Origin of the sequence: Dermacoccus sp. NHGro5 (assembly GCF_017565385.1) — a bacterium.
GTDB classification, from domain to species: Bacteria; Actinomycetota; Actinomycetes; order Actinomycetales; family Dermatophilaceae; genus Dermacoccus; species Dermacoccus nishinomiyaensis.
The window spans coordinates 1-25,125 of record NZ_JAGEKQ010000024.1; the positions used below are offsets into that span (position 1 = coordinate 1).

Annotated in this window: 25 protein-coding genes and 3 pseudogenes; 16 read left to right on the top strand and 12 right to left on the bottom strand. The window is 67.9% G+C overall.

Annotation, left to right across the window (positions count from 1 at the left end; all coding sequences use genetic code 11):
• Together J4Z35_RS10455 and J4Z35_RS10460 are read left to right on the top strand one after the other, a co-directional pair.
• Positions 1 to 207: integrase core domain-containing protein (locus J4Z35_RS10455; RefSeq protein WP_208065573.1), on the top strand; the 207-nt coding region annotated here is incomplete at its 5' end.
• A 30-nt stretch (positions 208 to 237) separates the two neighbouring features.
• Entirely contained in the window at positions 238 to 516 is a 279-nt protein-coding gene (locus tag J4Z35_RS10460; RefSeq protein ID WP_074041082.1) for a M48 family metalloprotease, read from the top strand.
• A gap of 78 nt (positions 517 to 594) precedes the next feature.
• Here J4Z35_RS10460 and J4Z35_RS10465 read toward each other — a convergent pair whose 3' ends face one another.
• Positions 595 to 840, bottom strand: a complete 246-nt coding sequence (locus tag J4Z35_RS10465) for a peptidoglycan-binding domain-containing protein (protein WP_040014492.1) — start codon at positions 838 to 840, stop codon at positions 595 to 597.
• Between the two features lie 54 nt (positions 841 to 894).
• On the opposite strand from J4Z35_RS10465, the gene J4Z35_RS10470 reads away from it, so the two are divergent.
• The 11 genes and pseudogenes from J4Z35_RS10470 to J4Z35_RS10520 all read left to right on the top strand — a co-directional run bounded on the left by J4Z35_RS10470 (position 895) and on the right by J4Z35_RS10520 (position 8,738).
• Positions 895 to 2,139 carry an IS256 family transposase gene (locus J4Z35_RS10470; protein WP_040014493.1) on the top strand — a complete coding sequence of 415 codons (1,245 nt, stop codon included), beginning with the start codon at positions 895 to 897 and terminating at the stop codon, positions 2,137 to 2,139.
• 53 nt (positions 2,140 to 2,192) lie between these two features.
• Positions 2,193 to 2,348, top strand: a pseudogene (locus J4Z35_RS10475) (IS30 family transposase); the annotation flags it as partial.
• 4 nt (positions 2,349 to 2,352) lie between these two features.
• Positions 2,353 to 2,646: pseudogene (locus J4Z35_RS10480) on the top strand (integrase core domain-containing protein); the annotation flags it as partial.
• 173 nt (positions 2,647 to 2,819) lie between these two features.
• Positions 2,820 to 3,395 (top strand): TlpA disulfide reductase family protein, encoded by a 576-nt coding sequence (locus tag J4Z35_RS10485; RefSeq protein ID WP_040014494.1) that lies wholly within the window; start codon positions 2,820 to 2,822, stop codon positions 3,393 to 3,395.
• Positions 3,392 to 4,135 (top strand): cytochrome c biogenesis protein CcdA, encoded by a 744-nt coding sequence (locus tag J4Z35_RS10490; protein ID WP_006944749.1) that lies wholly within the window; start codon positions 3,392 to 3,394, stop codon positions 4,133 to 4,135. The genes J4Z35_RS10485 and J4Z35_RS10490 overlap by 4 nt, the downstream gene beginning before the upstream one ends.
• A gap of 95 nt (positions 4,136 to 4,230) precedes the next feature.
• Positions 4,231 to 4,617: a metalloregulator ArsR/SmtB family transcription factor gene (locus J4Z35_RS10495; protein ID WP_006944798.1), complete on the top strand. Its 387-nt coding sequence runs from the start codon at positions 4,231 to 4,233 to the stop codon at positions 4,615 to 4,617.
• A complete protein-coding gene (locus J4Z35_RS10500; protein WP_006944664.1) occupies positions 4,614 to 4,760 on the top strand; it encodes a hypothetical protein in 147 nt (48 codons plus the stop codon). The genes J4Z35_RS10495 and J4Z35_RS10500 overlap by 4 nt, the downstream gene beginning before the upstream one ends.
• Positions 4,757 to 6,718 carry a cation-translocating P-type ATPase gene (locus J4Z35_RS10505; protein ID WP_006944623.1) on the top strand — a complete coding sequence of 654 codons (1,962 nt, stop codon included), beginning with the start codon at positions 4,757 to 4,759 and terminating at the stop codon, positions 6,716 to 6,718. Before J4Z35_RS10500 ends, J4Z35_RS10505 begins: the two co-directional genes overlap by 4 nt.
• Positions 6,715 to 7,236 (top strand): signal peptidase II, encoded by a 522-nt coding sequence (gene lspA / locus J4Z35_RS10510; RefSeq protein ID WP_006944688.1) that lies wholly within the window; start codon positions 6,715 to 6,717, stop codon positions 7,234 to 7,236. Before J4Z35_RS10505 ends, lspA begins: the two co-directional genes overlap by 4 nt.
• Positions 7,237 to 7,304: 68 nt before the next feature.
• Positions 7,305 to 7,898: a cadmium resistance transporter gene (locus J4Z35_RS10515; RefSeq protein WP_006944675.1), complete on the top strand. Its 594-nt coding sequence runs from the start codon at positions 7,305 to 7,307 to the stop codon at positions 7,896 to 7,898.
• A gap of 235 nt (positions 7,899 to 8,133) precedes the next feature.
• A pseudogene (locus tag J4Z35_RS10520) lies at positions 8,134 to 8,738 on the top strand (recombinase family protein).
• On the opposite strand, the gene dnaB reads toward J4Z35_RS10520, so the two are convergent.
• The 3 genes from dnaB to J4Z35_RS10535 all read right to left on the bottom strand — a co-directional run bounded on the left by dnaB (position 8,703) and on the right by J4Z35_RS10535 (position 13,415).
• Entirely contained in the window at positions 8,703 to 10,034 is a 1,332-nt protein-coding gene (gene dnaB / locus J4Z35_RS10525; protein ID WP_050786480.1) for a replicative DNA helicase, read from the bottom strand. The pseudogene J4Z35_RS10520 and the gene dnaB sit on opposite strands and share 36 nt — an antisense overlap.
• 835 nt (positions 10,035 to 10,869) lie before the next feature.
• Complete coding sequence (locus tag J4Z35_RS10530) at positions 10,870 to 11,982, bottom strand: peptidoglycan-binding protein (RefSeq protein ID WP_062256949.1); 1,113 nt, start codon at positions 11,980 to 11,982, stop codon at positions 10,870 to 10,872.
• Positions 11,983 to 12,365: 383 nt separating this feature from the next.
• Positions 12,366 to 13,415 carry an NlpC/P60 family protein gene (locus J4Z35_RS10535; RefSeq protein ID WP_143181292.1) on the bottom strand — a complete coding sequence of 350 codons (1,050 nt, stop codon included), beginning with the start codon at positions 13,413 to 13,415 and terminating at the stop codon, positions 12,366 to 12,368.
• A 415-nt stretch (positions 13,416 to 13,830) separates the two neighbouring features.
• Here J4Z35_RS10535 and J4Z35_RS10540 point away from each other — a divergent pair, with 415 nt between their 5' ends.
• Together J4Z35_RS10540 and J4Z35_RS10545 are read left to right on the top strand one after the other, a co-directional pair.
• Entirely contained in the window at positions 13,831 to 15,120 is a 1,290-nt protein-coding gene (locus J4Z35_RS10540) for an MATE family efflux transporter (protein ID WP_347813547.1), read from the top strand.
• A gap of 106 nt (positions 15,121 to 15,226) precedes the next feature.
• Entirely contained in the window at positions 15,227 to 16,048 is an 822-nt protein-coding gene (locus tag J4Z35_RS10545; protein WP_062256945.1) for a serine hydrolase, read from the top strand.
• Positions 16,049 to 16,142: 94 nt separating this feature from the next.
• Here the strand turns inward: J4Z35_RS10545 and rplI are convergent, their stop codons facing one another.
• From rplI to J4Z35_RS10575, 6 genes are all read right to left on the bottom strand, one after another.
• Positions 16,143 to 16,589, bottom strand: coding sequence for a 50S ribosomal protein L9 (rplI, locus tag J4Z35_RS10550; protein ID WP_006944736.1), 447 nt, complete (start codon positions 16,587 to 16,589; stop codon positions 16,143 to 16,145).
• Positions 16,590 to 16,609: 20 nt separating this feature from the next.
• On the bottom strand, positions 16,610 to 16,846 hold the full coding sequence (gene rpsR, locus J4Z35_RS10555; RefSeq protein ID WP_006944621.1) for a 30S ribosomal protein S18: 237 nt from the start codon (positions 16,844 to 16,846) through the stop codon (positions 16,610 to 16,612).
• Between the two features lie 128 nt (positions 16,847 to 16,974).
• Positions 16,975 to 17,637 (bottom strand): single-stranded DNA-binding protein, encoded by a 663-nt coding sequence (locus tag J4Z35_RS10560; protein ID WP_062256943.1) that lies wholly within the window; start codon positions 17,635 to 17,637, stop codon positions 16,975 to 16,977.
• A gap of 32 nt (positions 17,638 to 17,669) precedes the next feature.
• Complete coding sequence (gene rpsF / locus J4Z35_RS10565; protein WP_038569923.1) at positions 17,670 to 17,957, bottom strand: 30S ribosomal protein S6; 288 nt, start codon at positions 17,955 to 17,957, stop codon at positions 17,670 to 17,672.
• Positions 17,958 to 18,170: 213 nt separating this feature from the next.
• Positions 18,171 to 19,538: a hypothetical protein gene (locus J4Z35_RS10570; RefSeq protein WP_006944687.1), complete on the bottom strand. Its 1,368-nt coding sequence runs from the start codon at positions 19,536 to 19,538 to the stop codon at positions 18,171 to 18,173.
• 27 nt (positions 19,539 to 19,565) lie between these two features.
• Positions 19,566 to 21,728: a transglycosylase domain-containing protein gene (locus J4Z35_RS10575; RefSeq protein WP_074041085.1), complete on the bottom strand. Its 2,163-nt coding sequence runs from the start codon at positions 21,726 to 21,728 to the stop codon at positions 19,566 to 19,568.
• Positions 21,729 to 22,169: 441 nt separating this feature from the next.
• On the opposite strand from J4Z35_RS10575, the gene J4Z35_RS10580 reads away from it, so the two are divergent.
• The gene (locus J4Z35_RS10580) at positions 22,170 to 23,159 is read left to right on the top strand and encodes a GTP pyrophosphokinase (RefSeq protein ID WP_040014517.1); all 990 of its coding nucleotides are present in this window, start codon (positions 22,170 to 22,172) and stop codon (positions 23,157 to 23,159) included.
• Between the two features lie 305 nt (positions 23,160 to 23,464).
• Here J4Z35_RS10580 and J4Z35_RS10585 read toward each other — a convergent pair whose 3' ends face one another.
• Together J4Z35_RS10585 and J4Z35_RS10590 are read right to left on the bottom strand one after the other, a co-directional pair.
• Positions 23,465 to 24,514, bottom strand: a complete 1,050-nt coding sequence (locus J4Z35_RS10585; protein ID WP_038569929.1) for an NAD(P)-dependent alcohol dehydrogenase — start codon at positions 24,512 to 24,514, stop codon at positions 23,465 to 23,467.
• A gap of 58 nt (positions 24,515 to 24,572) precedes the next feature.
• On the bottom strand, positions 24,573 to 24,836 hold the full coding sequence (locus tag J4Z35_RS10590; protein WP_235006027.1) for a type II toxin-antitoxin system death-on-curing family toxin: 264 nt from the start codon (positions 24,834 to 24,836) through the stop codon (positions 24,573 to 24,575).
• Positions 24,837 to 25,125 lie beyond the last annotated feature (289 nt).

Consider the following 25,125-nt stretch of genomic DNA (forward strand, 5'->3'; position numbering starts at 1 on the left):
ATCGGCCTGTACAAGACCGAGTGCATCACCACCACGATCTTCCACGACAGCCCGTACAAGACCATCGCCGACGTCGAGTACGCCACCGCCGGATGGGTCGAGTGGTACAACAACCGAAGGCTCCACTCGTCTCTGGCCATGACCACCCCGGCCGAGTACGAGACCGCCTACTACGCCAACCTCAACCGAGAGTTGGCACCCGCATAGGAGCGGCACGAAACCCGGGACGCTTCACTCATGCTCTTGGGCCTGCTGCGCAACCACCCTGTAGCCCTTGGTGCGGGCGTAGCCTGCGCACTGATCTGGACAGGGCTGCTACTGGCCCTGCGCGCCGCCGACCGCGCTGAAGAGTTCCGCGCCGACGACTTCGTGAAGAAGCACGGCCTCGCGCCCGGCTTGACCTCCTACCTCGAAAACCAGCACGACAATGGCAACGAAGAGAGTCAGACGCCACCCATGTCGTGGCTCAACACCCACCCCCCACTGATCGAACGCATCGAACTCCTGGAGAACTGACAGACTCCCCCCGCGCCCAGCGAACGCGAAGGAGGGGTGGTGATTCCACTGGAATCACCACCCCTCCTTCGCGTTCGCTCAGGCGTCCACGTAGTACATGTGGAGCGCGCGGAAGGTGGCCCGGCCGGCGACACCGTCTACGCCGAGGTGGTGCGCGCGCTGGAAGCGCACGACGGCCGCGCGGGTCTGCGGGCCGAAGACGCCGTCAGCGCGAATGCCGAGGTGGCGCTGCAAGTTCGCCACCGAGGCGCGCAGAGTGGAGTCCAGCAGAGTGGTGTACGACGGACCTGAGTGAGCGCGTGCCTTCAACGTAGGCGCGGCCACCAGGTGGATCCTTCGAGTGATCTCTCACAACCAACCTCGAAGAAGGACACCTTGATGACCGCTGGACCCAGTATCGACCCTGCCCGTTTCCTGAACGAGCAGCTGTCCCAGGCGAGCCCCGATCTGATGCGGGACCTGCTCACCACCTTCGTCAATGCACTGCTGTCCGCCCAGGCCGACGCGGTGTGCGGTGCCGGCTACAACGAACGGACCCCGGAGCGGGTCAACTCCCGCAACGGCTACCGCCACCGCGACCTCGACACCCGCGTCGGCACCCTGGATGTCGCCGTCCCCAAGCTACGCACCGGGTCGCTGTATCCGGAGTGGCTGCTCGAGCGCAGGAAGCGTGCCGAACGAGCACTGACCAGCGTGGTGGCGACCTGCTACCTCCTCGGCGTCTCGACGCGGCGGATGGACAAGCTCGTCCAGACTCTCGGGATCACCGGCCTGTCGAAGTCCCAGGTCTCGGTGATGGCCAAGGAACTCGACGAGCACGTCGAAGAGTTCCGCACCCGACGACTCGAAGACGCCGGGCCGTTCACGTTCGTCGCCGCTGACGCGCTGGTGTTGAAGGTCCGCGAAGGTGGCCGTGTGGTGCCGGTGCACGTGCTGGTCGCGACCGGTGTCAACGCTGACGGGCACCGCGAGATCCTCGGCGCGCAGGTCACCACCAGCGAGGACGGCGCCGGCTGGCTCGCGTTCTGGAGGGATCTGACCGCCCGCGGCCTCACGGGGGTCAAGCTCGTCACCTCTGACGCCCACGCCGGGCTCGTAGCTGCGATCGCGGCCACGAGCCCGGGCGCCGGTTGGCAGCGCTGCCGGACCCACTACGCGGCCAACCTGATGTCCGCGACCCCGAAGACCAACTGGCCGTGGGTCAAGGCGTTGCTGCACTCGATCTACGACCAGCCCGATGCTGAGGCCGTGCACGCCCAGTTCGACCGCGTCGTCGACGCCCTGCACGAGAAGCTCCCGGCGGTGGCTGAACATCTCGAAGGTGCCAAGGCGGACATTCTGGCGTTCACGCCGTTCCCGAAAGAGGTCTGGCGTCAGATCTGGTCGAACAACCCGAACGAGCGGCTCAACCGCGAAATCCGCCGGCGCACCGACGTGGTCGGGATCTTCCCCGACCGCGCATCCATCATCCGGCTCGTCGGCGCCGTCCTGGCCGAGCAACACGACGAGTGGGCCGAAGGCCGCCGCTACCTCGGCCTCGACGTCCTCGCCCGCGCACAAGCCGTCGACACCACCACCGAGGAGGTGACCACCGAACTCGAACTACAGGCCCTCACAGCCTGACAACACGACCAACCGAGGGATCAACCTCGTACACCACCCCAGCGGACTTGACCACCGACCTCGCCCGCTGGGGCCAAGACGAACTCCAAGCCGTCGCGCACGCCCTGAACACCCGCCCCCGCAAGGCACTCGGCTGGAAGACCCCCGCAGAAGCCTTCAACGAAGAACTACTGTTGCTGGCACAAGCCGGTGTTGCATCGACCAGTTGAACCCAGTCAGTACACCTCGGCCCAACTCGCCGAGGCCGCAGAAGAGCTCGATGTTCGATTGTCGGTCGGGCGCACCGGGGTCTGTTGGGACAACGCGCAACAGGAATCTTTCTGGTCAACCCTGAAAACCGAGTACTACCATAGGTATTCGTTCACGACCCGGGCCGAAGCCATCACCGGAGTCAGTACCTGGATCGACACGGTCTACAACCGTCGCAGGCGGCACAGCGCCCTCGGTCAGATCAGCCCGACAGCGTTCGAAGACCAACTCACCACCGCGGCTGCTGAAGCCGCATAACCGATGTCCACCAGACGGGGTCAACCCCAGGATGCTTGAGCTGGTGGAGCGCCGGCCGCGGGAAAGCGATTGGGCGGACCCGGCGCTTCGACTCACTCCACCACGGTCGGTAGTAATAGAGTGCGCGGGTGCGTAGCCTTCGTCGGTCCCCGTTCCAGCGTCGGCTCGCTGCTGTGGCGGCAGCGGCCGTGGTGCTGGCCGGAGCCGCTGCTTGTGGTGATGGTTCGAACTCGATTGCTGGCCAGGCCAAGCGTGGCGACAACAAGGGGTACGTCGCCGGTAACGGCCAGATCGAGGTGATCGCACCTGGGAAGCGAAAGAAGCCCGTGGCGCTGGAGGGTACGACCCTGGAGGGCAAGGCGTGGTCGCTCAGCTCGGCCCGCGGCCAGGTGGTGCTGCTGAACTTCTGGGGCTCGTGGTGTCCGCCGCGCCAGAAGGAGCTACCACAGCTGCAGAGCGCCTGGACCCGCTACCGTGCGGCCGGTGCGCCGGTGCAGTTCATGGGTGTACTACAGAAGGACTCAGTGACCTCTGCCAGCGCGACCGCGGCCAAGTTCGGTGTGCGCTATCCCTCCCTGCGCGATGACGGCGGCAAGTCGTTGCTGGGACTGCAGGGGAAGGTCGTCACGGTGCCGACCACATTGGTGATCGACAAGCAGGGCCGGATCGCCGCACGGGTGTCCGGTGAGTCAACCGAGACGACGTTCCGGTCCTTGGTCGACCAGATGCTCGCCGAGCCAGCAACATGACGTCCGACGCGGCCGACGTCGTCGCCAGCGGCAGCCTGCCGCTGGCCGTCATGCTGGCCGTGGCGGCCGGGACCGTCTCGTTCGCCTCGCCGTGCGTGCTGCCTTTGGTGCCCGGTTTCCTCGGCTACGTCACCGGACTGACCGACCACACCAGGCGTACGCGCGTCGTCGCCGGCGCCGCGCTGTTCGTGATCGGCTTCTCCGTCGTGTTCGTCAGCCTGTCGGTGGCGCTCAACGCGGCGATGAGCCTCTTCTTCGGCCACCGGGACCTGCTGATGCGCGGCGGTGGGGTCCTGGTCATCCTCCTGGCGCTGGTCTACCTCGGGTTCATCGGCCAGCGGGGACTGCCGGTCCGGTGGCGACCAGCCGCCGGGCTCCTCGGCGCGCCCGTCCTGGGCATGGTCTTCGGCATCGGCATGAGCCCATGCATCGGCCCCGTCTACGGCGCTATCCAGGTCGCCGCCTCACCGCTGAGCAACGACGGCGCGCCAGTCCTGCGCGGAGTACTGCTCGCAGCCGGCTACAGCCTGGGCCTGGGGTTGCCGTTCGTGCTGATCGCCGCAGGGTGGGCCCGCGCCGACCGCGCCTCACGCTGGCTGCGAACCCACCACCGGGCCACCCAGCGCCTGGGCGGCGTGCTCATGCTCGCCGTGGGTGTCCTGATGGTGACCGGTGCCTGGCAGTCCGCCATGACATGGATACAGGTCAACCTCAGCTCAGGTTTCACCCCCGCTCTGTGACCTGAGCCCCACCGGGCCACGACGACCGTCACCGCGCCCGACATCGGTGTCACCGAGATTGGCCGATCAATGGCTGATGTCGTTATTATCGGCGCATGTCGATGAGAAGTGAGGTTGCAGACGACCCGGGGCTGCAACCAGACCTGACCGCCGCGGTAGCGCTGTTCCGGTCGCTGGCTGATCCCACCCGGCTCGCGATCGCTCGCCGGCTGGCTTCGGGGGAGGCTCGGGTGGTCGACCTGACCGCGGAGCTCGGCCTGCCGCAGTCCACGGTGTCATCCCACGTCGCGTGCCTGCGCGACTGCGGGCTGATCGACTACCGGCCGCAGGGACGGTCCTCGGTCTACCGGGTCACCCACCCAGAGCTGATCGAGCTGTTTGCCGTGGCCGAGACCCTGCTCGGCGCGACCGGCGAGGCCGTTGCACTCTGCCCCACCTACGGAGATGTTGCCCGTCCTGGTGCCGAGAAGGTGAAGCGGTGACCCAGCTGTCCGCCGTCGAGACCGAGCAGCTGACCCGGCGCGGTCTGCGGCTGGCCCAGTTCACCGTCGCCTACAACCTCATCGAGGGCGCGGTCGCGATCACCGCCGGCATCCTCGCCACGACCGAGGAAGTAGCACCATGACGGATGCATGCGGCTGCGGCCACGACGATCCGCGCGATGACGAGCTAGCGGAGCTAGAGCCTGAGCGGCTCTGGGAGGTCAGCGAGCTGCGGTTCGCCGCGTTCGCTGGAGTCTTCCTCGTCGCAGGCTTCATTGCCGACCGCTCCGGTGCCTCCGGTTCGACGGTGACCGGCCTGAACGGCGTCGCCTTGGCGCTCGGCGCCTGGACCTTCGTCCCGAGCACCCTGAAGCGTCTGGTCAAGGGCAAGATCGGCGTCGGCACGCTGATGACGATCGCCGCGGTGGGCGCCGTCATCCTCGGCGAGGTTGCCGAGGCAGCGATGCTGGCCTTCCTCTATTCCATCAGTGAGGGCTTGGAGGAGTACGCCGTCGCCCGCACCCGCCGCGGCTTGCGCGCACTGCTGTCGCTGGTTCCGGCGGAGGCCACTGTCCTTCGCGACGGCACCCAGGTCACCGTCGCTCCGACCGAGCTCGCGATCGGCGACCTGCTCCTGGTCCGTCCGGGTGAGCGCGTCGCGACCGACGGCGTCGTTCGTGACGGTCGCACCGCTGTGGACGTCTCGGCCCTCACCGGGGAGTCCGTCCCGGTCGAGGTTGCCGCCGGAGACGCCGTCTACGCCGGCTCCATCAACGGAACCGGCGTGCTTGAGGTCGAGGTCACCACCACCGCCGAGGACAACTCCCTGTCCCGGATCGTCACCATCGTCGAGGCCGAGCAAGCCCGCAAGGGCAACGCCCAGCGCCTGGCCGACCGGATCGCCAAGCCGCTGGTGCCCGGCATCATGGTCCTCGCCGGAAGCATCTCGATCATCGGTAGTCTGCTGGGCGATCCGGCCACCTGGATCGAGCGCGCGCTGGTCGTGCTGGTCGCGGCCTCCCCGTGCGCCCTGGCGATCTCCGTTCCGGTCACCGTGGTCGCCGCCATCGGTGCCGCCAGCCGCATCGGCGCCCTGGTCAAGGGCGGCGCCGCACTGGAAGCACTCGGCCGGATCCGTGCCGTTGCCCTGGACAAGACCGGCACGCTGACCCGCAACCAACCGTCAGTGGTCCAGGTCGCCACCGCTCCCGGCCACACCCAGGAGCAGGTCCTTGCGATCGCGGCCGCGCTGGAGTCGCGCAGTGAGCACCCACTGGCCCGCGCCATCCTCGCAGCCGTCCCGGTGTACCGCGACGCCGAGAGCGTGGAGGCCATCACCGGGGCAGGCCTGACCGGCACCATCGACAGCCGCCAGGCCAGACTCGGTCGGCCCGGCTGGATACCCGCAGGCGACCTCGCCGACCCGGTCACCGCCATGCAGGAGGCCGGCGCCACCGCCGTGCTGATCGAGTACGACGGTGGCGTGGTTGGCGCCATCGCTGTCCGCGATGACCTGCGGCCCGAGGCCGCGGAGGTCGTCGCCCGACTCCGCGCCGACGGCTACCAGGTCGCCATGCTCACCGGCGACAACGAACGCACCGCCGCCGCGCTGGCCGCCCAGACGGGCATCACCGACGTGCACGCCGAGCTTCGCCCGGAGGACAAGTCGGCCATCATCCGCCGGCTCCGCGAGGACCGGCCGACCGCGATGGTCGGCGACGGAGTCAACGACGCCCCCGCACTGGCCACCGCCGACGTCGGGATCGCGATGGGCGCCATGGGCAGCGACGTAGCCATCGAGACCGCTGACGTCGCCCTCATGGGTGAGGACCTACGGCACCTACCGCACACCCTGACCCATGCGCGCCGCGCCAGGTCCATCATGCTGCAGAACGTCGCACTGTCTCTCGGCCTAATCGCCCTCCTGATCCCGCTCGCTGCTTTCGGTGTGCTCGGACTCGCCGCGGTGGTGCTGGTCCACGAGGTCGCGGAGATCTTCGTGATCGGCAACGGCGTCCGCGCCGGCCGTACCCGGCCGCTCCCACCACCACCGGCAGCCACGCCCGCGGCTTCGGTGCCAGCGGAAGCCGACGCCAGGTGATTGGCCGTGCCAGCGAGACGGCGGCGCCTGCGAGAACAAGTCGCGGCACGGTCCTGCTCACAGCCGCGGCCATCGCTGCGGTGGACCTGATCGCCAAGGGCGCCTCTGAGGCCCGGCTCGCCGAGTCCACCGTCGATCTCGGAGTCATCCAGCTGCAGCTGGCCTACAACTCAGGCGTGGCATTCAGCATGGGCGACAAGCTGCCCGCCGGCGTGGTCGTGGCCATCACCGCTGCCATCTCTGTCGCGTTCGTCTTGTACGCCTGGCACCGGGCTCCGCGAGCCGGGCGGATGGAGCAGATCGCCGGGGGCGCCGTGATCGGCGGCGCCGTCGCGAACGTGGCCGACCGTGCCCGCGACGGCATGGTCACCGACTACCTGCACACCGGCTGGTGGCCCACCTTCAACCTCGCCGACACATTCCTCGTCACCGGATGCGTCGTGATCGCACTGGTGCACGCGCGCCCCGGGCGCGCGGCGGATGACGAAAAGGAACAGCGTCACACCAGGAACCCGTGAACACGGCACCAGAGCAGGCACGCGCGCAGTAGCACTCGAACAACGTCGACGGAAGGAGACGAATACGCATGGATACGACCGCCGCCGCGCTGCAGGCGATCGGCTTGTACCTGGTGACGAACATCGACGACATCATCGTCTTGTCCCTATTCTTCGCCCGAGGAGCCGGGCAACGAGGCGCCACCACCAAGATCATCGCCGGACAGTACCTCGGGTTCGGTGGCATCCTTATCGCCGCATTAGCAGTGACCTTCGGCGCCGGATTCATCCTTCCCGACGACGCCATCCCGTACTTCGGTCTTATCCCGCTCCTGCTGGGCATCTATGCCGCCTGGCAGGCGTGGAGCAACGGCGACGATGACGACAACGTCGCGGACCGGCCCGTCGGCGCCCTCACGGTCGCCGCGGTGACGTTCGCCAATGGCGGAGACAACATCGGGGTCTACGTCCCGGTGTTCCTGGCGGTAGGTACCGGCGCCCTTGTGGCCTACTGCCTCGTGTTCCTGGCGCTGGTCGTCGTCCTGGTCCTCGCCGCGAAGTTCGTCGCAACTCGTAAGCCGATCGCCGAGGTGCTTGAACGCTGGGAGCACATCCTCTTTCCGCTGGTCTTGATCGGCCTGGGCATTGTCATCTTGGTTGAGGGCGGCGCGTTCGGCCTGTGACCCTCAGCTGCCGAACCGGGCTCGGCCAGTTGGCGTTGGTGCAGTCGTCCCCCGGGGTTGGTGTCCAACGCGTCCGGGGCCAGATCGGACCGTCACCCTGGGGCCAGATCGACTTGACACAATCACATTAGCGCGGATGGGGTACACCCTATTTGCGCCGTTTCTCGGCATGTGGCTCGCGTGCAAATAGGGTCCTCGGTGGCACTATTGCTCACCTTGCGCGTAGGGTCTAGACATGCCAGGACAGATCGTGGGGTACGCGCGCGTCTCGTCGACGTCGCAGAATCTAGCCAGATAACTAGAAGCGCTCGGGCGGTCGACGAGCTGTTCACTGACCACCAACCTGGCAAGAGCCGAGCCGATCGCGCTGGCCTGTCGGATGCGCTGCGCTACGTGCGCCGCGGTGACACGTTGCGCGTTGCGTCGATGGATCGCCTCGCCCGATCACTCATCGACCTCGAGCAGATCGTCTCCGGCCTCACCGCCCGCAAAGTGAGTGTCGAGTTCGTCAAGGAACGCCTCACCTTCTCACCCGACGCCGCGGCCGACCCGTTCGCGACGTTCCAACGCCAACTCATCGGCGCCGTCGCCGAACTCGAGCGTTCCCTCATCCGCGAACGCCAACGTGAAGGCATCGACCTGGCAAAAGTACGCGGCGTGTACAAGGGCCGTGCCCGCCGCCTCACCGACGAACAGGTTGCGCACGTGCGTCAGGCAGCAGCCGCCGGCGCGAACAAGGCCAAGCTCGCGATCGACCTTGGGGTCTCACGCCGCCTTATCTATGACGTCATCGCTGGCAACGGCTCAGAAGTTCTGACCGCCCATGTCCTTGAACCGTGAGTAGTGACCCTGGAACGCGACCGTGATGTCGGCCGTCGGGCCCGCACGGTGCTTGGCGACGATGATCTCGGCCTCGCCGGCCTTCTCCGACTCCTTGTTGAAGTAGTCGTCACGGTGCAGCAGGATCACCATGTCGGCGTCCTGCTCGATCGAACCCGATTCACGCAGGTCCGCCATCTGCGGGCGCTTGTCGGTGCGCTGCTCGGGGCCACGGTTCAGCTGCGAGATCGCGATGACGGGTACCTCGAGCTCCTTCGCGAGCAGCTTGAGCGCACGCGAGAACTCCGACACCTCCTGCTGACGTGATTCGACGCGCTTGCCCGAGCTCATGAGCTGCAGGTAGTCGATCGCGATGATCTTCAGGTCGTGGCGCTGCTTGAGCCGGCGCGCCTTCGCGCGGATCTCCATGAGCGACATGTTCGGTGAGTCGTCGATGAACAACGGCGCGTCCGAGACGCGGCCCATCGTCGTCGCCAGACGCGTCCAGTCCTCGTCACGCATCTGGCCTTTTCGCATGTGCTGCAACTGAATTCCGGCCTCGGCCGACAGCAGGCGCATCGTGATCTCCGTGCGCCCCATCTCGAGCGAGAAGAACGCGGCCGTCATGTTGTGATGAATCGCGGCGCTGCGAATGATGTCCATGCCGAGCGTCGACTTTCCCATGGCCGGTCGTGCCGCGATGACGATCATCTGCCCGGGGTGCAGACCGTTCGTCAGCCCGTCGAGCTCGGAGAAACCCGTCGGCACGCCGACCATCTGCCCGTCGGTGCCGGAGGCCTGCTCGATCTCGTCGGCCGTCGCCTCGATGACATCGCCGAGCCGCACGTAGTCCTCGCCGCCACGCTTGTCGGCGACGGCGTACACCTCGGCCTGCGCGGCGTTGACGATGTCCTCGACGTCGCCGCCCTCGTCGCCGTAGCCCATCTGCACGATGCGGGTGCCGGCGTCCACGAGCCGGCGCAGCACGGCCCGTTCGGCGACGATCTGCGCGTAGTACCCGGCGTTCGCGGCCGTCGGCACCGACGCGATGATCTGGTGCAGGTACGCCTGCCCGCCGATGCGCGCGAGTTCGCCGCGCTTCGTCAGCTCGTCGGCGACGGTGATGGCGTCCGCCGGCTCACCTCGGCCGTACAGGTCGGTGATCGCGTCGAAGATCGTCTCGTGCGCCGGGCGGTAGAAGTCGATGCCCTTGACCTCGGCGATGACGTCGGCGATCGCGTCCTTGCTCAGCATCATGCCGCCGATGACGCTCTGCTCCGCCTGCAGATCCTGCGGCGGCAGCTTGCCCGGCGGCATCGACGACGAACCCGCCCCGTCGAACTCCGGCGGCGCCTCGTACGGCTCCAGCTCAGCCACGCTCACAACTCCTCGAATCGGGTGCCACCCGCCCGGCCGACGCCGCACGATCCGTCACGACCCACCCTTGCACTCACCACCGACAACAGTAGGCAGACGCCCCGTCCGTTCACGAACCCGTCTGTGGACGGTGCTGTGGACAGGGTGTTGGAAACGCCGGTGGCGGTTGTGCACAGACCCGGGACGAACCTGTGGATGATTCGCCAGCCCGTCGTGGGAACCGCGCCACTGCGGTGATTCGCCGATCCACACCCTGTGGACGAAGATTGCTCCCGGTCGTCGACAACCTGGGTTGTCGTCCACAGCCCCGAAAGCTCCCCCACCCCCCACCAGCCGGTCACGTCGCGTTCACGGCCCGCTTGGCGCCCATCGTCCTGCGCGAGGCGGACCACCACGCCACATCAGCCCCACGAGCACCTCGCTGCAGCGAGCGAGGACACCCCGACGCACGAACGTTCGCCGTGGTCATCTTCCGAGGGTGGAACTCTCACATGCGGTCGAGTTCCGCCCCCTGAAGCATGGCGAACCAGTGGGGGGCTGATGCGCCGGGGTGCCATCCCACTCAATCAAGACCACCCCGGCTTCCGGGCGTCACGACACACCTCAGCGCTGGATCGAAACTGTTTTCACAGGTTCACACGCACGGCGCGTGAGCGCCTGCCACCCGTCGACAGCCCGCGCGGTCGACACCCAGCCTGCGCGGCATCCCACGCCGCGCCGCCACGGCAGTGCACGTGAGGCACCCCACCCGGGCAGGCCGGGTGGGGTGTCGCCGTCAGGATCCGTTGCGCGAGACGCCGACCGTGCCCGGGACGTAGGTGGTGCCGAGCTCCTTCGAGTCGGCGATCTTGATGCTCGTGTAGGAGGAGCAGTCAACGATGCCCCAGTGCAGGTGCGGTCCCATCGAGAAGCCGGTGTTGCCCGACAATGCGATCTTCTGCCCCTGCGAGACTCGCTGCCCCGCAACGACGTTCATCGACGACAGGTGCGCGTACTCCATGCAGAAACCGGAGGCGTCCTTGATGAGGACGGTGTTGCCACCGGTGACGTTGTTCTCGGTCTTGAACACGACGCCCGACGCGGAGGCGACGACCTGCGTCCCCGTCGGAACCCCGAAGTCGACGGCGTGCTTGTCGTAGTACTTGTGATGGCTCGCCGCCCCGTACGGACCCTGCGTGATGGGCGCCGGGTAGCCGTTGAGGAACGGTAGCTCGTACGGCGCGTCCGGGTGGACGAGCGGCGGGACGCCCGGCTGGCCGGGGGTGCCGGTGTCACCACCGGTCGGCTGGTCCGTGGCGAGAGCGAGGGCATACGTCGTCTTCGCCCCGACGACGCCGTCGACGCCGAGGCCGTGCGAGCGCTGGAACGTCATGACCGCCGACTCGGTGAGCGGCCCGAACACGCCGTCGACGTTCACCCCGAGCTTCGACTGGATGGCGCGCACGAGCGGGCCCGAGTCGCCGCGTCGGACGACGTCGCCGGCACTCGGCTGTGCGGACGACGCGTCGAGCGCCGCCCACGTACGGGGGCCGACGACGCCGTCGACGTCGAGGCGGTTGGCGCGCTGGAAGTCCTTGACGGCCGCTGTCGTGACCGGGCCGTACCAGCCGTCGACGACGAGAGCGAGGCGAGCCTGCAGCGTCTTGACGGCCTCGCCGCGCGAGTCGAAGGTCAGCACGGGCGAGGTGGTGGGAGCGGGCGCCGGCGCCGGCGTCTCCTGCGCCGCGAAAGCCGGGGCAGCCATCACAGCCGCTCCGGCGACGGGCAGCGTCGCGCCCACGCCGAGCGCGAGGGCGGATCGGGAGCCGCGGGCTGCGGCAGCACCGACGCGCGCGGACTCGACGCGGCCGTGGCGCGTGGCAAGGTGCTTCGGCAAGTACTTCGTCATGGCGGTTCGCTCCGTCGTCGAAGAGCGCCGGTCGACTCGCGGTGGGCGCTCGTGCTCACGTGTCGCACGGGGGTGCGACATGTCGAGGATGCACGAGCCGAACGTCGCCGCAAAGCACCCCGAAAATCACATGCATGTCGTTCTGGCACCCCGTGATCTTCCTGTGATCACGCGGCTGACGGGCACTTTCGGCATGGTTCCGGGCAGCACGAAACGAACATCCTTTCGAGCCTCGAAAAAATGTTCGACGAAATATTCACCATTCAGTTTTGTCCACGATGTGGGACGGCGCTCGGTCCGTCGTCCGCGTCAGCTTCCCCACTGTCGGTACGACCGGATCCGAGCGCCACCCCCTGCCATCGCGGCAGTCTCGACGCCGTCTTTCAGCGCAGCACGCGCGCGTAGCTCGACGGCTTGCCGTAGATCGCGCGAACACCCACGGTGGAACCCGGGTGCGGTGCGTCGATCATCATGCCGTCGCCGAGATAGATGGCGACGTGATACGCCGGGTAGCCGTAGAACAGCAGGTCACCCGGCTGCGGGTTCGTCGTGCTCGGGAAGTACGCCTGCTGCTGCGCGGAGACGCGCGGCATCGTGATGCCGTACTGCTTGAACACGTACGAGACGAAGCCGGAGCAGTCGAAGCCCGACGGCGTCGAACCGCCCCACACGTACGGCACACCCTGGAACGTCTTGGCGTACGCGATGATCTGCGCGGCCGTCGCGGACGGAGCAGGCGTCGTCGGCGTCGTCGGCACCGTGGGAGGCGTCGTCGGCGTCGTGGGCACCGTGGGAGGAGTCGGCGTCGTGGGAGTCGTCGTCGAGCAGCCCAGCTTCGACCACGTCAGCTTGCCCACGATGCCATCCGCGTACAGACCGTTCTGCGCCTGGAACGAGACGACCTCGGCACGCGTGGCCCGCCCGAAGATGCCGTCGACCTCGACTCCGAGCTTGCTCTGCAGCACCTTGACGAGCGCGTGCGTCGAACCGAAGCGCAGCGTCGTGGTGTTCGCGGTGCACGTCGTCGGCGTGGTCGGAGTGGTCGGAGTGGTCGGCGTTGTCGGAGTCGTCGGCGTCGTCGCCGCAGCGAGCTTCGCCCACGTCAGCTTGCCGACGATGCCGTCGGCGTACAGCCCGTTGCTGCGCTGGAACGACTTGACCGCCGACAGCGTCGCAGGGCCGAAGATGCCGTCCGCGTTGACCTGGAGCTGCGCCTGGATCGCCTTCACCGCTTCCCCACGGGAGCCGAAGAACAGGACGGGCTTGACGGTCGGTGTGGTCGCACTCGGCGTGGTCGTACCCGTGCCGGGTGCGGCCATCGCGGGCGCGGCCGCGACGAGGGCTCCGGTGGCCGGGATGGCGAGCGCCACCCCGGCGCCGAGGCCGGATCGAAGAGCGAGCTGCGGGCGCACGGTGCGTTCGCGTCTCCTCATGTGCAGGGGAGCATGTGTACTCAAGTGAGCAGCCTTTCTACGGTTTTCGCGTTCCAGCGCACCGCGCCTCCAGGGTGGAGACGCACGCCACTGCCACACCCTCGCCAGCCCCCGCTCACAAAGGTGCAGGCTTCACTCTGCCCGAGCGTTTCCTGAGTGCGAAATGAAAGTTGCCGACACGCCCGGTAAATGCTTGACTCGACGCGCGCCGCGCGAGATAAGCGGCCACGACGCCCACCTGGATCTTTTCCCGTCGTTCCGCGTAGTTTCGGGCCAGTACCAGGAGTCAGGGGCTCCGCCGAGCAGGCGCGCCGACGCGGTTGCACGAGAGGACATTTTTTCTCATATGATGAGACGGGCGACGCGAGAGGTGCAGGAAACCGACTCCCTGGGGCCCCAGATTCGGGCCCTTGCCGTGCCGGCCTTCTTCACGCTCGTGGCCGAGCCTTTGTTCCTCATGACCGATTCGTCGATCGTCGGCCACCTCGGCGTCACGCAGCTCGCGGCGCTCGGAGCCGCGAGCGCCGTCCTGCTCAGCCTCACCGGCATCTTCGTCTTCCTCGCCTACGCGACAACCGCACTCGTCGCACGCCGCATGGGCGCGAACGACGAGGACGGAGCGATCGGGGCGGGCCTCGACGGCGTGTGGCTCGCGTTGACGCTCAGCATCCCGCTCGCCGCCGCGACGTTCGCCGCAGCGCCACTCGCGGTGCGCGCGATGACCAGCGCGCCTGAGGTCGTGGACGCCGGCGTCACATACCTACGGATCAGCGCCCTCGGCATCCCGGCGATGCTGGTCTGCCTCGCAGCGCAGGGGCTGCTCAGGGGCCTACAGGACACGCGGACGCCGCTGCTCGTCACCGTCGCCGGATTCGCGCTCAACGCGGCGCTCAACGCCATCCTCGTCCTCGGTCTGCACACCGGCCTCGCCGGCTCGGCCGCCGGCACCACGGCCGCGCAGTGGCTCATGGCGCTCGCCCTGCTCGCCTCGATCGGCCGACGGGTGCGCCATCTCGACGTCCGCCCCCACCCGGGACGTGTCCTGGGTGCGGCACGCGCCGGGGCGCCGATCCTCGTGCGTACGATCGCGCTGCGCGCCGTCCTGCTCCTCACGACGGCCACCGCCGGGTTGTTCGGCCCCGGTACCCTCGCGGCGCACCAGATCGCATCGACGATCTTCACCTTCCTGACGTTCGCGCTCGACGCCGTCGCCATCGCGGCGCAAGCGCTCGTCGGCGAATCACTGGGCCGCGGTGACGCCTCACGCACCCGCGAACTGACCGCGACGCTCACTCGATGGGGTTGGCGCTGCGGACTCGTCGGCGGTGTGGCGACGCTGGTCACGGCGTGGTGGGTGCCCCTGCTGTTCACCTCCGATGCGACGATTGCGCACACGACGAGCGCCGCCCTCGTCGTCATCGCCCTCGTGAGCGCACCGTCGGGCGTGCTGTTCGTCCACGACGGTGTGCTCATGGGTGCTGGGGACGGCGCGTTCCTCGCCCGTGCGCAACTGGCGCTTCTCGTGGGCTACCTGCCACTCGTGTGGGTCCTGAGCACCTCGCGGGATGCCGTCACAGGCTGGGGGGACGCGGCGCCGCTCGTCGCGGTCTGGGTGCTGTATGCGCTCTACCTGCTCGCGCGCATGGCCGTGCTCGACCACCGGCGTCGAGGCACCGCCTGGATGCACCTCGAGAGCGCCGGCTGACGCCCCGCTCCCGCCGGCCCCGATGCTCGCGGGGCCGCGAATGCCCCATGGGCCGCCCTCACCCACTATCTTGAGGTCATACGCAGGCATCTCTCAGGGAGTTCCCATGACGCACGACCTCGATGATCGACTGCTCACGAGTCACGGCGTCAGCCGCCGGACCGCACTCACCGGAGCGCTCGCACTGGGCGCCACCGGCGCCGTCTCGACGCTCGGGGCGAACCGGGCCTCGGCCACCACGGTGGGGCTCTACGACAAGATGCACGCCATCGACGCATCCACGACCGGCGGGTTGTCCGTCGCCGTGCACGATCGGCGCAGCATGCGGGTGTGGCAGTACAACGCGCCGTTCCGCAACGAGTGCGCGAGCATCGTCAAGGTGCTCATCCTCGCGGCCGTCTGCTCGCGCGCCCAGAAGGCGGGGCGCGGCCTCACCGCGTGGGAGAAGAGCCAGGCCTCCCCGATGATCCGCGTCAGCGACAACAACGCGGCGACGAACCTGTGGCGCAGCGTCGGCGGCGCACCCGCGGTGCAGGCCGTCGCGAACAGCCTCGGCATGACGTCGACGCGCGCTGCCGGAGCCTGGGGCCTGACGACGACCTCCGCCTACGACCAGATCGTCCTCATGAACGAGATCAGCTGGCGCGGCAGGCTGCTCAACGCCGCCAACCGTGGCTACATCCTGACGCTCATGGGCCAGGTCGCGGCGGATCAGCGTTGGGGCGTCGGCTCGATCGGCACGAGTCAGGTGAAGAACGGCTGGCTGCCCTACGCCGGTCTGTGGCGCGTCAACAGCATCGGCCACGTCGGCGGCAACCGCAACCACACGCTCGCCATCCTGCAGCGCACCCCGACGATGGCGATCGGCACGTCCGTCGCCAACCGCGTCGCCGCGACCATCCACGCGCACCTCGCGACCGCCCTCTGACGCACGCACGACGAAGCCCCGCCCACGGACGAACCGTGGCGCGGGGCTTCGACGTCGCTCCGCCCCGGACGAGGCCGGGGCGGAGCGGTGAGGATCAGGCGCGGGCGACCTTGACGTCGACCGTGGCCTGCACCTCGGGGTGCAGACGCACGAGCACCGAGTACTCGCCGAGCGAACGCATCGGCGTCGTGATCTCGATCTTGCGCTTGTCGACGGAACCGGCGCCGGCTTCCTTGATCGCGTCGGCGATCTCACCGGTCGTGACGGCGCCGAAGAGGCGGCCGTTCTCGCCGGCGCGAGCCTTCAGCGTCACCTTGGCGTTCTCGAGGTTGCCCTTGACGGACTTCGCCTCTTCGAGCGTCTTGATGGAACGCGTCTCGCGAGCCTTCGTGATCGAGTCGACCTGCTTCTGGCCGCCCTTCGTCCACTCCGTGGCGAGGTTGTTGCGCAGAAGGTAGTTGCGGGCAAAACCGGGCTTGACGTCGACGACGTCGCCGGCCGTGCCGAGCTTGGAAACCTCGTGGGTCAGGATGACCTTCATGTCGGTGTTCCTTTCCTCGATCAGCGAGCGGAGCTCGAGTAGGGAAGCAGAGCCATCTCACGCGCGTTCTTGACGGCGTTGGCGATGAGGCGCTGCTCCTGGACGGAGACACCGGTGACGCGACGGGCGCGGATCTTGCCGCGGTCGGAGATGAACTTGCGCAGCAGCGCAGCGTCCTTGTAGTCGATGTTCTCGACCTTCGCCGCCTTCAGCGGGTTGGCCTTCTTCTTGGGCTTGCGCACAACGGGCTTTGCCATCGTGGTGCTCTCCTTCTATGAGAGCCCGAGTGGTGACTCGGGATAGCGAGTGTGTGAGTGGCCGGCACGTGCGTGCCGGGCCGGTGGGGCGTCATCGTCGTGGTGACGCCCGGTAAGAGGAGGAACGATCAGAACGGGGGCTCGTCGTACGACGGGCCGGTGGACCAGCCACCGTTGCCGCCGCCCTGCGAGCCGTTCGACTGGCCGCCGGCGTTGCCACCCGAGTTGCCGCCGAAGCCGCCACCCGAGTTGCCACCGGTCGCCCACGGGTCGTCGGTCGGGCTGCCACCGAAGTTGCCGCCCTGAGAACCCGAGTTGCCGCCGAAACCGTTGCCACCGCCGGAGTTGCCCCCGAAGTTGCCCTGGCTGACGTTGCCGCCGCCGTTGCCACCTCCGAAGTTGCCACCCTGGCCACCGCCGGAGCGCTGGGTCTTGTTGACCTTCGCCGTGGCGTACCGCAGCGACGGGCCGACCTCGTCGACCTCGAGCTCGGTGACGGTGCGCTTCTCGCCCTCCTTCGTCTCGTACGAACGAGACTTCAGACGGCCGGTGACGATGACGCGCGAGCCGCGCTGGAGCGACTCCGAGACGTTCTCCGCTGCCTCGCGCCAGATGGAGCAGGACATGAAGAGCGCCTCGCCGTCCTTCCACTCGTTCGACTGGCGGTCGAAGACGCGCGGGGTCGAGGCGATGCGGAAGTTCGCCACGGCAGCGCCGTTCGGCGTGTAGCGCAGCTCGGGGTCGGCAACGAGGTTGCCGACCATCGTGATGTTGACGTCACCTTGCGCCATGGGTGGTTCCTCCTACTGAATGTGGGGAGTTCTCAGGCGTCCTTGCGCAGGATCTTGGTGCGCAGGATGGACTCGTTGAGTCCAAGCTGACGGTCAAGCTCTGCAGCGGTGGCCGGGGTCGCGTTGAAGTCGACCACGACGTAGATGCCTTCGGACTTCTTCTTGATGTCGTAAGCCATGCGGCGACGGCCCCAGACGTCGACGTTGTCGACGGTGCCGCCGTCCTTCGTGACGACAGAGAGGAACTTCTCCAGCGAGGGCTGGACCGTGCGCTCGTCGAGCTCACCGTCGAGGATGATCATCATTTCGTAATGACGCATGCGGTAACCCACCTCCTTTGGTCTCAAGCGGTCACGGTCTCTCCGTGACAGGAGGGTTGCAGCGTTGCCGCGCCCTCTCGTCGTCGCACGCACCACGATGGCCCATCGAGCCGTCGGGGAGCACGCGCCGGAGCCACAGGTTGTGGATGAGACGGCACGAACCCCACAAGACTACCCGTAGCCGTCACCGGCGACCAATCTCTGTGGATGAACTCAGGCTGACGCGGCGTTCGCGTGCTGCCGAGCCGTGAGGCCGGCGCGGCGGCCGTCGTCGCCGTCCTCGGATGACGCGACGGTCGACGAACGCGTCGCGCGGATCGCCGCGGTGACCAGGTAGACCAGCCCGACCAGTCGCACCAGGGTGAAGAAGCAATACCAGCCGGAGGGCAGCGCCTTCGCCATGTTCGAGGCGCGCGCGATGAACCCCCACACGGTGATGAAGTAGACGAACTCGGCGCCCGCCCAGACGAGGTGGTCGCGCCACGGCAGCGCGCTGAGCGCGATGAGCGGCAGGACCCACAAGCACGCCTGCACTGGCAGGGCACGCGACGTCAGCATCACCGTGACGAGCATGAGCAGCGCGATGGGCGCGAGCGGCAGCCGCTCACGACCCTGAGCGAGAATCGCCCCCAGCGCGATCGCCGCGATCCACCCGAGCACGGCGAGGCCCGTCAGGACGGCAGGTGACAACGTCACGCCCGCGAAGCTGAGGATGTACCAGAGCGAGCCGTACCCGGCGCCCTGCTGGCGCCAGGCGGTGAACGCGGTGAACGGGTCGCCGCCCCACACGGCGATGACGGCGAACATCGCGACGCACGTCGCGCCCGCCCCGACGAAGAGCGCGAGGGCGCCCTTCGTGTGGCCGCGCACGAGCGCGACGACGAGCGCGGCCGCGAGGACGGCGCCGAGCGTCGGACGCGTCAGGAGGGCGCCCGCTAGCGCCACCCCCGCGAGCGGGAAGCGCGAGCGCTCCCAGGCCAGCAGCCCGGCTGCGACGAGGGCCACACCGAGCGCGTCGAACGAGATGAGCGCACTCGTGATGAGCACCGGCGACAACGCGATGTGGGCAGCCACCCAGGGGCTGTCGGGTCGCGACGCGGCACTCGCGCACACGGCGAGGGCGATGAGCAACGCGACGACGGCGGCCCCCCACGCGAACATCCCCTGCTGCAGCCGCAGCTGCGAACCGCCGGGCACGATCGTGCGCACGAGCCAGGTGATGAGTGCCGTCAGCGGGGGCTGGCCCTGCATCGTCGGGTTCGACCACGGCGACGATCCGGCGGGCGCGGCGACGGCGACGGGCAGGTCGGAGTAGCAGGCGCGCCACAAGGATCCGGGCGTCGCCCACCCCGTCGAGACACAGTGGTTCTTCTGCAGCACCCCGAGCGCGACGAAGACCGCGCTCAGCGCACTGAGGACAGCGGCGGCCGGGCGCCACCCGCGTCGCCCGACGACGGCGTGACGCCCCAGCGGCCCACCGACGACGTGACTGGCCTCCGCGGCCACCGGGTCGGTGCGCGTCGGGGCTCGACCCGAGCTCGGAGCGGTCGTCGGGTGCGCAGGCGTGGCCGTGTGCGTCATGGGGTCAGCCTAAGCGGGGGTGCCCGGTCAGCGACTCGCCGAGGCTCCCGGGGATGACCGGCCGCTCGCGGCGGCCGATGACGCCGCCGTCTGCGGCGGGCTCGTTGCACGTGAAACAGCCGCGCTGGAGGAGGCCGGCAGCGTCGCGTCAGGCGCCGTCGACCCGGACGACGCCGGGCCTGGGGCGTCCGTCGCGTCGGGCTGGGTGGGCTGGACGTTCGACTGCGTCGGCTCCGGGTAAGGCTGCGACGCGGCGCTGGAGGGCGCGGCGTACGTCTTCGTCGGGGTCGGTGACGCAGACGTGGACGCCGACTCGGGCTTGTTCTCGTTGTAGTACGAGCGCTTGGGCAGTTGCGTCTTCTTCTGCCCCTCGAGGGCGGCATCCATGAAGTCGACCCACACCTTGCGCGGCAGACCCGCGCCGTAGACGTCGCTCGCCGTCACACCCGGCAGATTCTGCATCGGCTGCGCCGTCTTGCCGTCGGTGCTGTAGTACATGCCGACACTCGTCGTGATCTGGCCAGGCGTGAAGCCGTTGAACCAGAGGTACTTGTTGCCCGAGGCCGTACCTGTCTTCGACGCCATGGCGCGCCCGAGCTCGTCCTGCGCGCCCGCCGCGGTGCCGTAGACACCCGTCTTGCCGAGCGCCCACGTGAGGTCGTCCGCGATCGCCTTGTCGTACACCCGCTTGCCCTTGGTGTCGACGGTGTAGGAGTACTTGCCGTCGAACGACTTCACCGTCGAGATGAGGTGTCGGTCATGGAACACGCCGCCGGAGTTGAGGGTGTTGTACCCCGTCGCCTGGTCGACGACGCGGCTGTCACCCGTGCCGAGGACGTTGAGGATGTTCGTGTCGTTCATCCCCCCGAGCGTCTTCGGCATGCCCGAGGCCTGCGCCGCCTCGAGCGTATTCGCCGGCCCGATCTCCCGGTTGAGCCGGACGAACGCCGTGTTGATCGAGTACGCGAGCATGTTGCTGATCGGCTGCCAACCCCACGACTCGTTCTGGTTGTTCTGCACGTACTTGCCGGCACCGATCGGCAGATAGTTGTTGCCGTTGTACTGGGTGTCGACCGACTTGCCGTGCTGCAGCGCAGCGATCGCGGTGTACAGCTTCATCGATGACGCCGTCTGCAGCATCGCCTGATCTGCGTCCGAGTAGGGCGACTTCACCGGGTCGTAGTCGGCGCCGCCATACATCGCGACGACGCCGCCGTCGTTCGCACGCTCGGCGACGAGGCCGGTGTGCAGCTTGCCGAGCAACGTGTCAGGCGTGTGCTTCTCCACCGCCGCGACGGCCGCGTCCTGCGCGCGCTTGTCGATCGTCGTCGTGATGCGCAGACCACCGCGGTCGATGTCCTCCTGGCTGAGCTTCAGCTTGCGCGACAGTTCGCCGCGGACGGAGGCGATGACGTAGCCCTGCGGCCCGTCCGCGTACTTGATCGGCTGACGCGGATAGAACTTCGGCATGACGGCCTTGTTGCGTTCCTCGGCCGTCAGCCACCCCATCTTGACCATGCCGTTGAGCGTGTACGCCATGCGCTCGTTGGCACGCTGCTCGGAGTTGGGCCCGACGCTCGGATCCATGTTCTCCGGGTTGTTGACGACGGAGGCGAGGAACGCGCCCTCCACAGTCGTCAGCTGGGAGACGTCCTTGTGGAAGTACGACTGCGACGCAGCCTGGATGCCGTACGTCCCGCGCCCGAAGTAGACGTTGTTGAGGTAGGCCTGCAGGATCTCGTCCTTGCTCATCTCCTGATCGACCTTGAGGCTGATGACGACCTCCTTCACCTTGCGGGTGACCGTCTTGTCCTGCGTCAGGAAGTAGTTCTTCACCCACTGCTGCGTCAGCGTCGAGCCGCCCTGGCTGCCACCGTCACCGGTGAAGTCGTTGATGAAGGCGCGCGCGATGCCCGTCGGGGAGATGCCGCGGTTCGAGTAGAAGCTGCGGTCCTCGGCGGCGATGAACGCGTGTTGCACGTCGATCGGCACCTTGTTCAGCTCGACGGGGTCACGGTTCGTCGTCGTGAAGCGGCCCATCTCCGTCTTGCCGTCGGCGTAGTAGACGACGGAGACCGCCTGCGTCGCCTGCGTGTTGGCCTTGGGGATGTCGATGAACAGGTAGAGGCCGATGAACGTGAGCACGGCCAGCAGCACGAGGCTCGCGAGGGTGAGCAGGACGGCGCGCACGATGCGGAACGGTAACGAGTGCGCGCTCTTCTTCTTGCTCCCCCGTCGACGCCGCGCCGCGGGACTCGCGCCCTGGGCGCCCCGCGCACCGGCGCGGGAGGTGGGTGCCTTGGGACTACCGCTGTTCGACGGACGCGACCCGCCCCTCGACGGGGGTCGCTTCGAACCGGAATCGTTGACCACGGACGTGCCTCACTTTCGCGCGACGCACGACGTGCGGCGTCATTCTCATCGATCAGCGTACCGAGCGGGCTCCCGCCGCGTCCTCGTGGTGGCTGTCAATGCCTGTGCGTGAGCCGTGCCCGGAGCGCCAGCGCCGGGGCAACAGGGTGGTGGAAGTGGCGACGTGGGCAGGCCGTCGGGCGCAGTGCGACGTCCTGTCGGCCGCGGGGCGCTGCCGGCAGGTGACGTGCGCGGGCTGCATCTGTTTGGATGCTCTTCATGAGCCGACGGTCTCTGGAACGCGCGATGGCGACGTACACCTCCCGCTATCCCCGCACGCGGCGGCGTACGGACGACATGGTGCGCAAGGTGCGTTCGATCATCGACGACGCCGGCATCAACTATCTGTCGATCACGGGGCGCGCGAAGTCGCCGGCATCGTTCTCGGACAAGGTCGCTCGACGTGCGAGCGAGTTGGGGCACACCGATTTCGATCCGGCGCTCGACATCACCGATCAGGTCGGCGTCCGCATCATCACGTACGTGCACAGCGACATCGAGCCCGTCGCACAGTTGCTCGCGGAGAACTTCACGGTGCTCGAGGATCGCGACATGGGTCGTGAGACGGCGAGCGAGGGACGGTTCGGCTACGCGAGTCGTCACATGCTGATCTCGAACGATCCGTCGGCGACGGCGTACGACGCGGCGCAGTGCATGTCGGTGCAGTTGCGCACAGTGCTGCAGCACGCGTGGGCGGAATTCGAGCACGACGCGCGGTACAAGGGTGACGTGCCGGCGGAGTTCGCGCATGAGCTGGATCGTCGTTTCACGTTGGCGGCGGGGCTCATCGAGCTCGCCGACCGTGAGTTCTCCGTCATTCGCGACACGTTGTCGAGTGGCCTCTCGCAGCAGGGTGAGGGCCGGTTCGAGGACGGGTTGCGCGTCGACGCCCGCGAGCTCGCGTCGTTCCTCGCGGGCCGGTACGAAACATCGGGCTTCGCCCGGCCGGAGGCGTACGTCGAGGCCGCGAACTGGTTGACGGAGCTCGAGGTGACGTCGATCCCGATGCTGGCTGACGAGCTGAAATCCGTCGACTCGGAACGCATCTCACGTTCGATGGGCTACCGTCACCAGCCCGGTGCCGTGCGCCGGCTCGAGGACGACCTCCTCGCGCGTTACCGCGAGCGTTTCGTCGAACTGCCGGCGAACGAGGAACGTCGCGATTCTCTTCGCGGCCGCTTGCAACGGTTGGGCCGCGTCGGAGATTGAGCAGGCGTGTGAGCCGAGTGATGCGCACCGAGGCGCTCACCCAGTGAGGGACAAGGGGTGACGCAGCGCCGACGTCCAACCCCGCCACGCTCCATCTCCAGGCTCAGAGACCCGCAGCCCCGACCGCCCGCGACGCGGACTCGGGATGACGAGAGCCGCCCCGGCCGAACACCGAGCCTGCGAGGTGTGCGGTCGAGGCGGCTCTCGCCGTTCCGCCCGAAGGCCTGTCGCACCGAGGCGGCGCGGCGATCCTGGGCGAGCTTGCGAGCTCAGGATCCGCGCCACCCGGAAGACGGGCCGAGGGATCAGGCGAACGTCTTGGCGTCGATGACGAAGCGGTAGCGGACGTCGGAGTTCACGACGCGGTCGTAGGCTTCGTTGATCTGGTCGGCGTTGATGAGTTCGATCTCGGCAGTGACGCCGTGTTCGGCGCAGAAGTCGAGCATTTCCTGCGTCTCGCGGATGCCGCCGATGTTGGAGCCGGTGAGGGACTTGCGGCCGCCGATGAGGTTGCCGGCGTTGACTTCGAGGGCTTCGGTCGGCAGGCCGAGCAGCACCATCGCGCCGTGGGGGCGCAGTGTCGCCATGTAGGCGCGCACGTCGATGTGGGCGGAGACGGTGTTGATGATGACGTCGAACTGGCCCTTGTGCTCCTTGAGCGCGTCGGGGTTCTCCTTCGTCGCGATCCATTCGGTGGCGCCGTACTTGCGGCCGTCCTCTTCCTTGGAGCGCGTCTGGCTGATGACGGTCACCTCGGCGCCCATTGCCTTGGCCAGCTTGACGGCCACGTGGCCGAGACCGCCCATGCCGACGACGGCGACCTTGGAGCCTTCGGTGACGCCCCAGGTGCGCAGCGGCGAGTAGGTGGTGATGCCGGCGCACAGCAGTGGCGTGACGGCGGCGGCGTCGAGGTTCTCGGGGATGTGGAGGGCGAACGCCTCGGAGACGACGATGGCCTGCGAGTAACCACCGGCGGTCGGGCGCCCGTCGTGACGGTCGATGCCGTTGTAGGTACCGACGGCGTTCGGGCAGTTGTTCTCCTCGCCCTTCTTGCACCATTCGCACTCACGGCACGAGTCGACGAGGCAACCGACACCGGCACGGTCGCCGACCTTGAACTCGGTGACGTCGGAACCGATCTCGGCGACGCGGCCGACGATCTCGTGGCCGGTCACCATGGGGTAATTCACCGGGCCCCACTCGCCGCGGACGGTGTGGATGTCGGAGTGGCAGATTCCGGCGTACTCGATCTCGATGCGGATGTCGTCGGGGCGCAGGTCGCGGCGCTCGACGGTGCCGGGCTCGAGGGGCTTGTCGGCGGCAATGGCCTGGTAGCAGGCAACAGTCGTAGTCATGATGCTGACGCTACGCCGACGCGGAGTGAGAAGCATTGTCACGTCGGCGAGCGCCGTCTCACATGGGTTCCGTGAGGTCACGAAGGCGTTCGGCGATCACGCCGACGTCGTCGAGGCCCCCGGCAGCGACGTCGAGCATGCATTCGCATCGTTCGTCGTCGCTGCCGACGAGATGAGTCCCGTTGAGGGCGAGGAACAGCCAGAGCGCACCGAGCGCGGTCCGCTTGTTGCCGTCGACCAACGCGCGATTCTTGGCCACGGAATGGACGAGTGCGGCTGCCTTCATCAGGATCCCCGGGTAGACATCCTCCCCGAAGACCACCGCTCGCGGCCGAGCCAGGGCCGATTCCAGCAGACCCCAGTCCTGCTGGCGCGCCGCGCCGACCGCCGGTCAGGGCGCCTGAAACCGCTGAGGTCTGAAACTCCACAATGCGGGGTTTCAGACCTCAAGCCGTGAGTTGAGGGCCGAAACTCTGCACTGCAGGGTTTCGGCCCTCAACTCGACGATGGCGACGAGGTGGACGACGGACGCCCTCCGTCCAGTAGGTGCAGTGAAACCTCCCAGCAGTCATGGAATACCCCCTAGGGGTATCGGCGTTGCGGCTGACATG

Bases quoted from the DNA above. Each gene is read 5' to 3' on its own strand.
- J4Z35_RS10460 (WP_074041082.1), top strand. From the start codon at position 238: ATGCTCTTGGGCCTGCTGCGCAACCACCCTGTAGCCCTTGGTGCGGGC.
- J4Z35_RS10470 (WP_040014493.1), top strand. From the start codon at position 895: ATGACCGCTGGACCCAGTATCGACCCTGCCCGTTTCCTGAACGAGCAG.
- J4Z35_RS10490 (WP_006944749.1), top strand. From the start codon at position 3,392: ATGACGTCCGACGCGGCCGACGTCGTCGCCAGCGGCAGCCTGCCGCTG.
- J4Z35_RS10495 (WP_006944798.1), top strand. From the start codon at position 4,231: ATGTCGATGAGAAGTGAGGTTGCAGACGACCCGGGGCTGCAACCAGAC.
- J4Z35_RS10505 (WP_006944623.1), top strand. From the start codon at position 4,757: ATGACGGATGCATGCGGCTGCGGCCACGACGATCCGCGCGATGACGAG.
- J4Z35_RS10515 (WP_006944675.1), top strand. From the start codon at position 7,305: ATGGATACGACCGCCGCCGCGCTGCAGGCGATCGGCTTGTACCTGGTG.
- dnaB (WP_050786480.1), bottom strand. From the start codon at position 10,034: ATGCCGCCGGGCAAGCTGCCGCCGCAGGATCTGCAGGCGGAGCAGAGC.
- J4Z35_RS10530 (WP_062256949.1), bottom strand. From the start codon at position 11,982: ATGACGAAGTACTTGCCGAAGCACCTTGCCACGCGCCACGGCCGCGTC.
- J4Z35_RS10535 (WP_143181292.1), bottom strand. From the start codon at position 13,415: ATGAGGAGACGCGAACGCACCGTGCGCCCGCAGCTCGCTCTTCGATCC.
- J4Z35_RS10545 (WP_062256945.1), top strand. From the start codon at position 15,227: ATGACGCACGACCTCGATGATCGACTGCTCACGAGTCACGGCGTCAGC.
- rplI (WP_006944736.1), bottom strand. From the start codon at position 16,589: ATGAAGGTCATCCTGACCCACGAGGTTTCCAAGCTCGGCACGGCCGGC.
- rpsR (WP_006944621.1), bottom strand. From the start codon at position 16,846: ATGGCAAAGCCCGTTGTGCGCAAGCCCAAGAAGAAGGCCAACCCGCTG.
- J4Z35_RS10560 (WP_062256943.1), bottom strand. From the start codon at position 17,637: ATGGCGCAAGGTGACGTCAACATCACGATGGTCGGCAACCTCGTTGCC.
- rpsF (WP_038569923.1), bottom strand. From the start codon at position 17,957: ATGCGTCATTACGAAATGATGATCATCCTCGACGGTGAGCTCGACGAG.
- J4Z35_RS10570 (WP_006944687.1), bottom strand. From the start codon at position 19,538: ATGACGCACACGGCCACGCCTGCGCACCCGACGACCGCTCCGAGCTCG.
- J4Z35_RS10580 (WP_040014517.1), top strand. From the start codon at position 22,170: ATGAGCCGACGGTCTCTGGAACGCGCGATGGCGACGTACACCTCCCGC.
- J4Z35_RS10585 (WP_038569929.1), bottom strand. From the start codon at position 24,514: ATGACTACGACTGTTGCCTGCTACCAGGCCATTGCCGCCGACAAGCCC.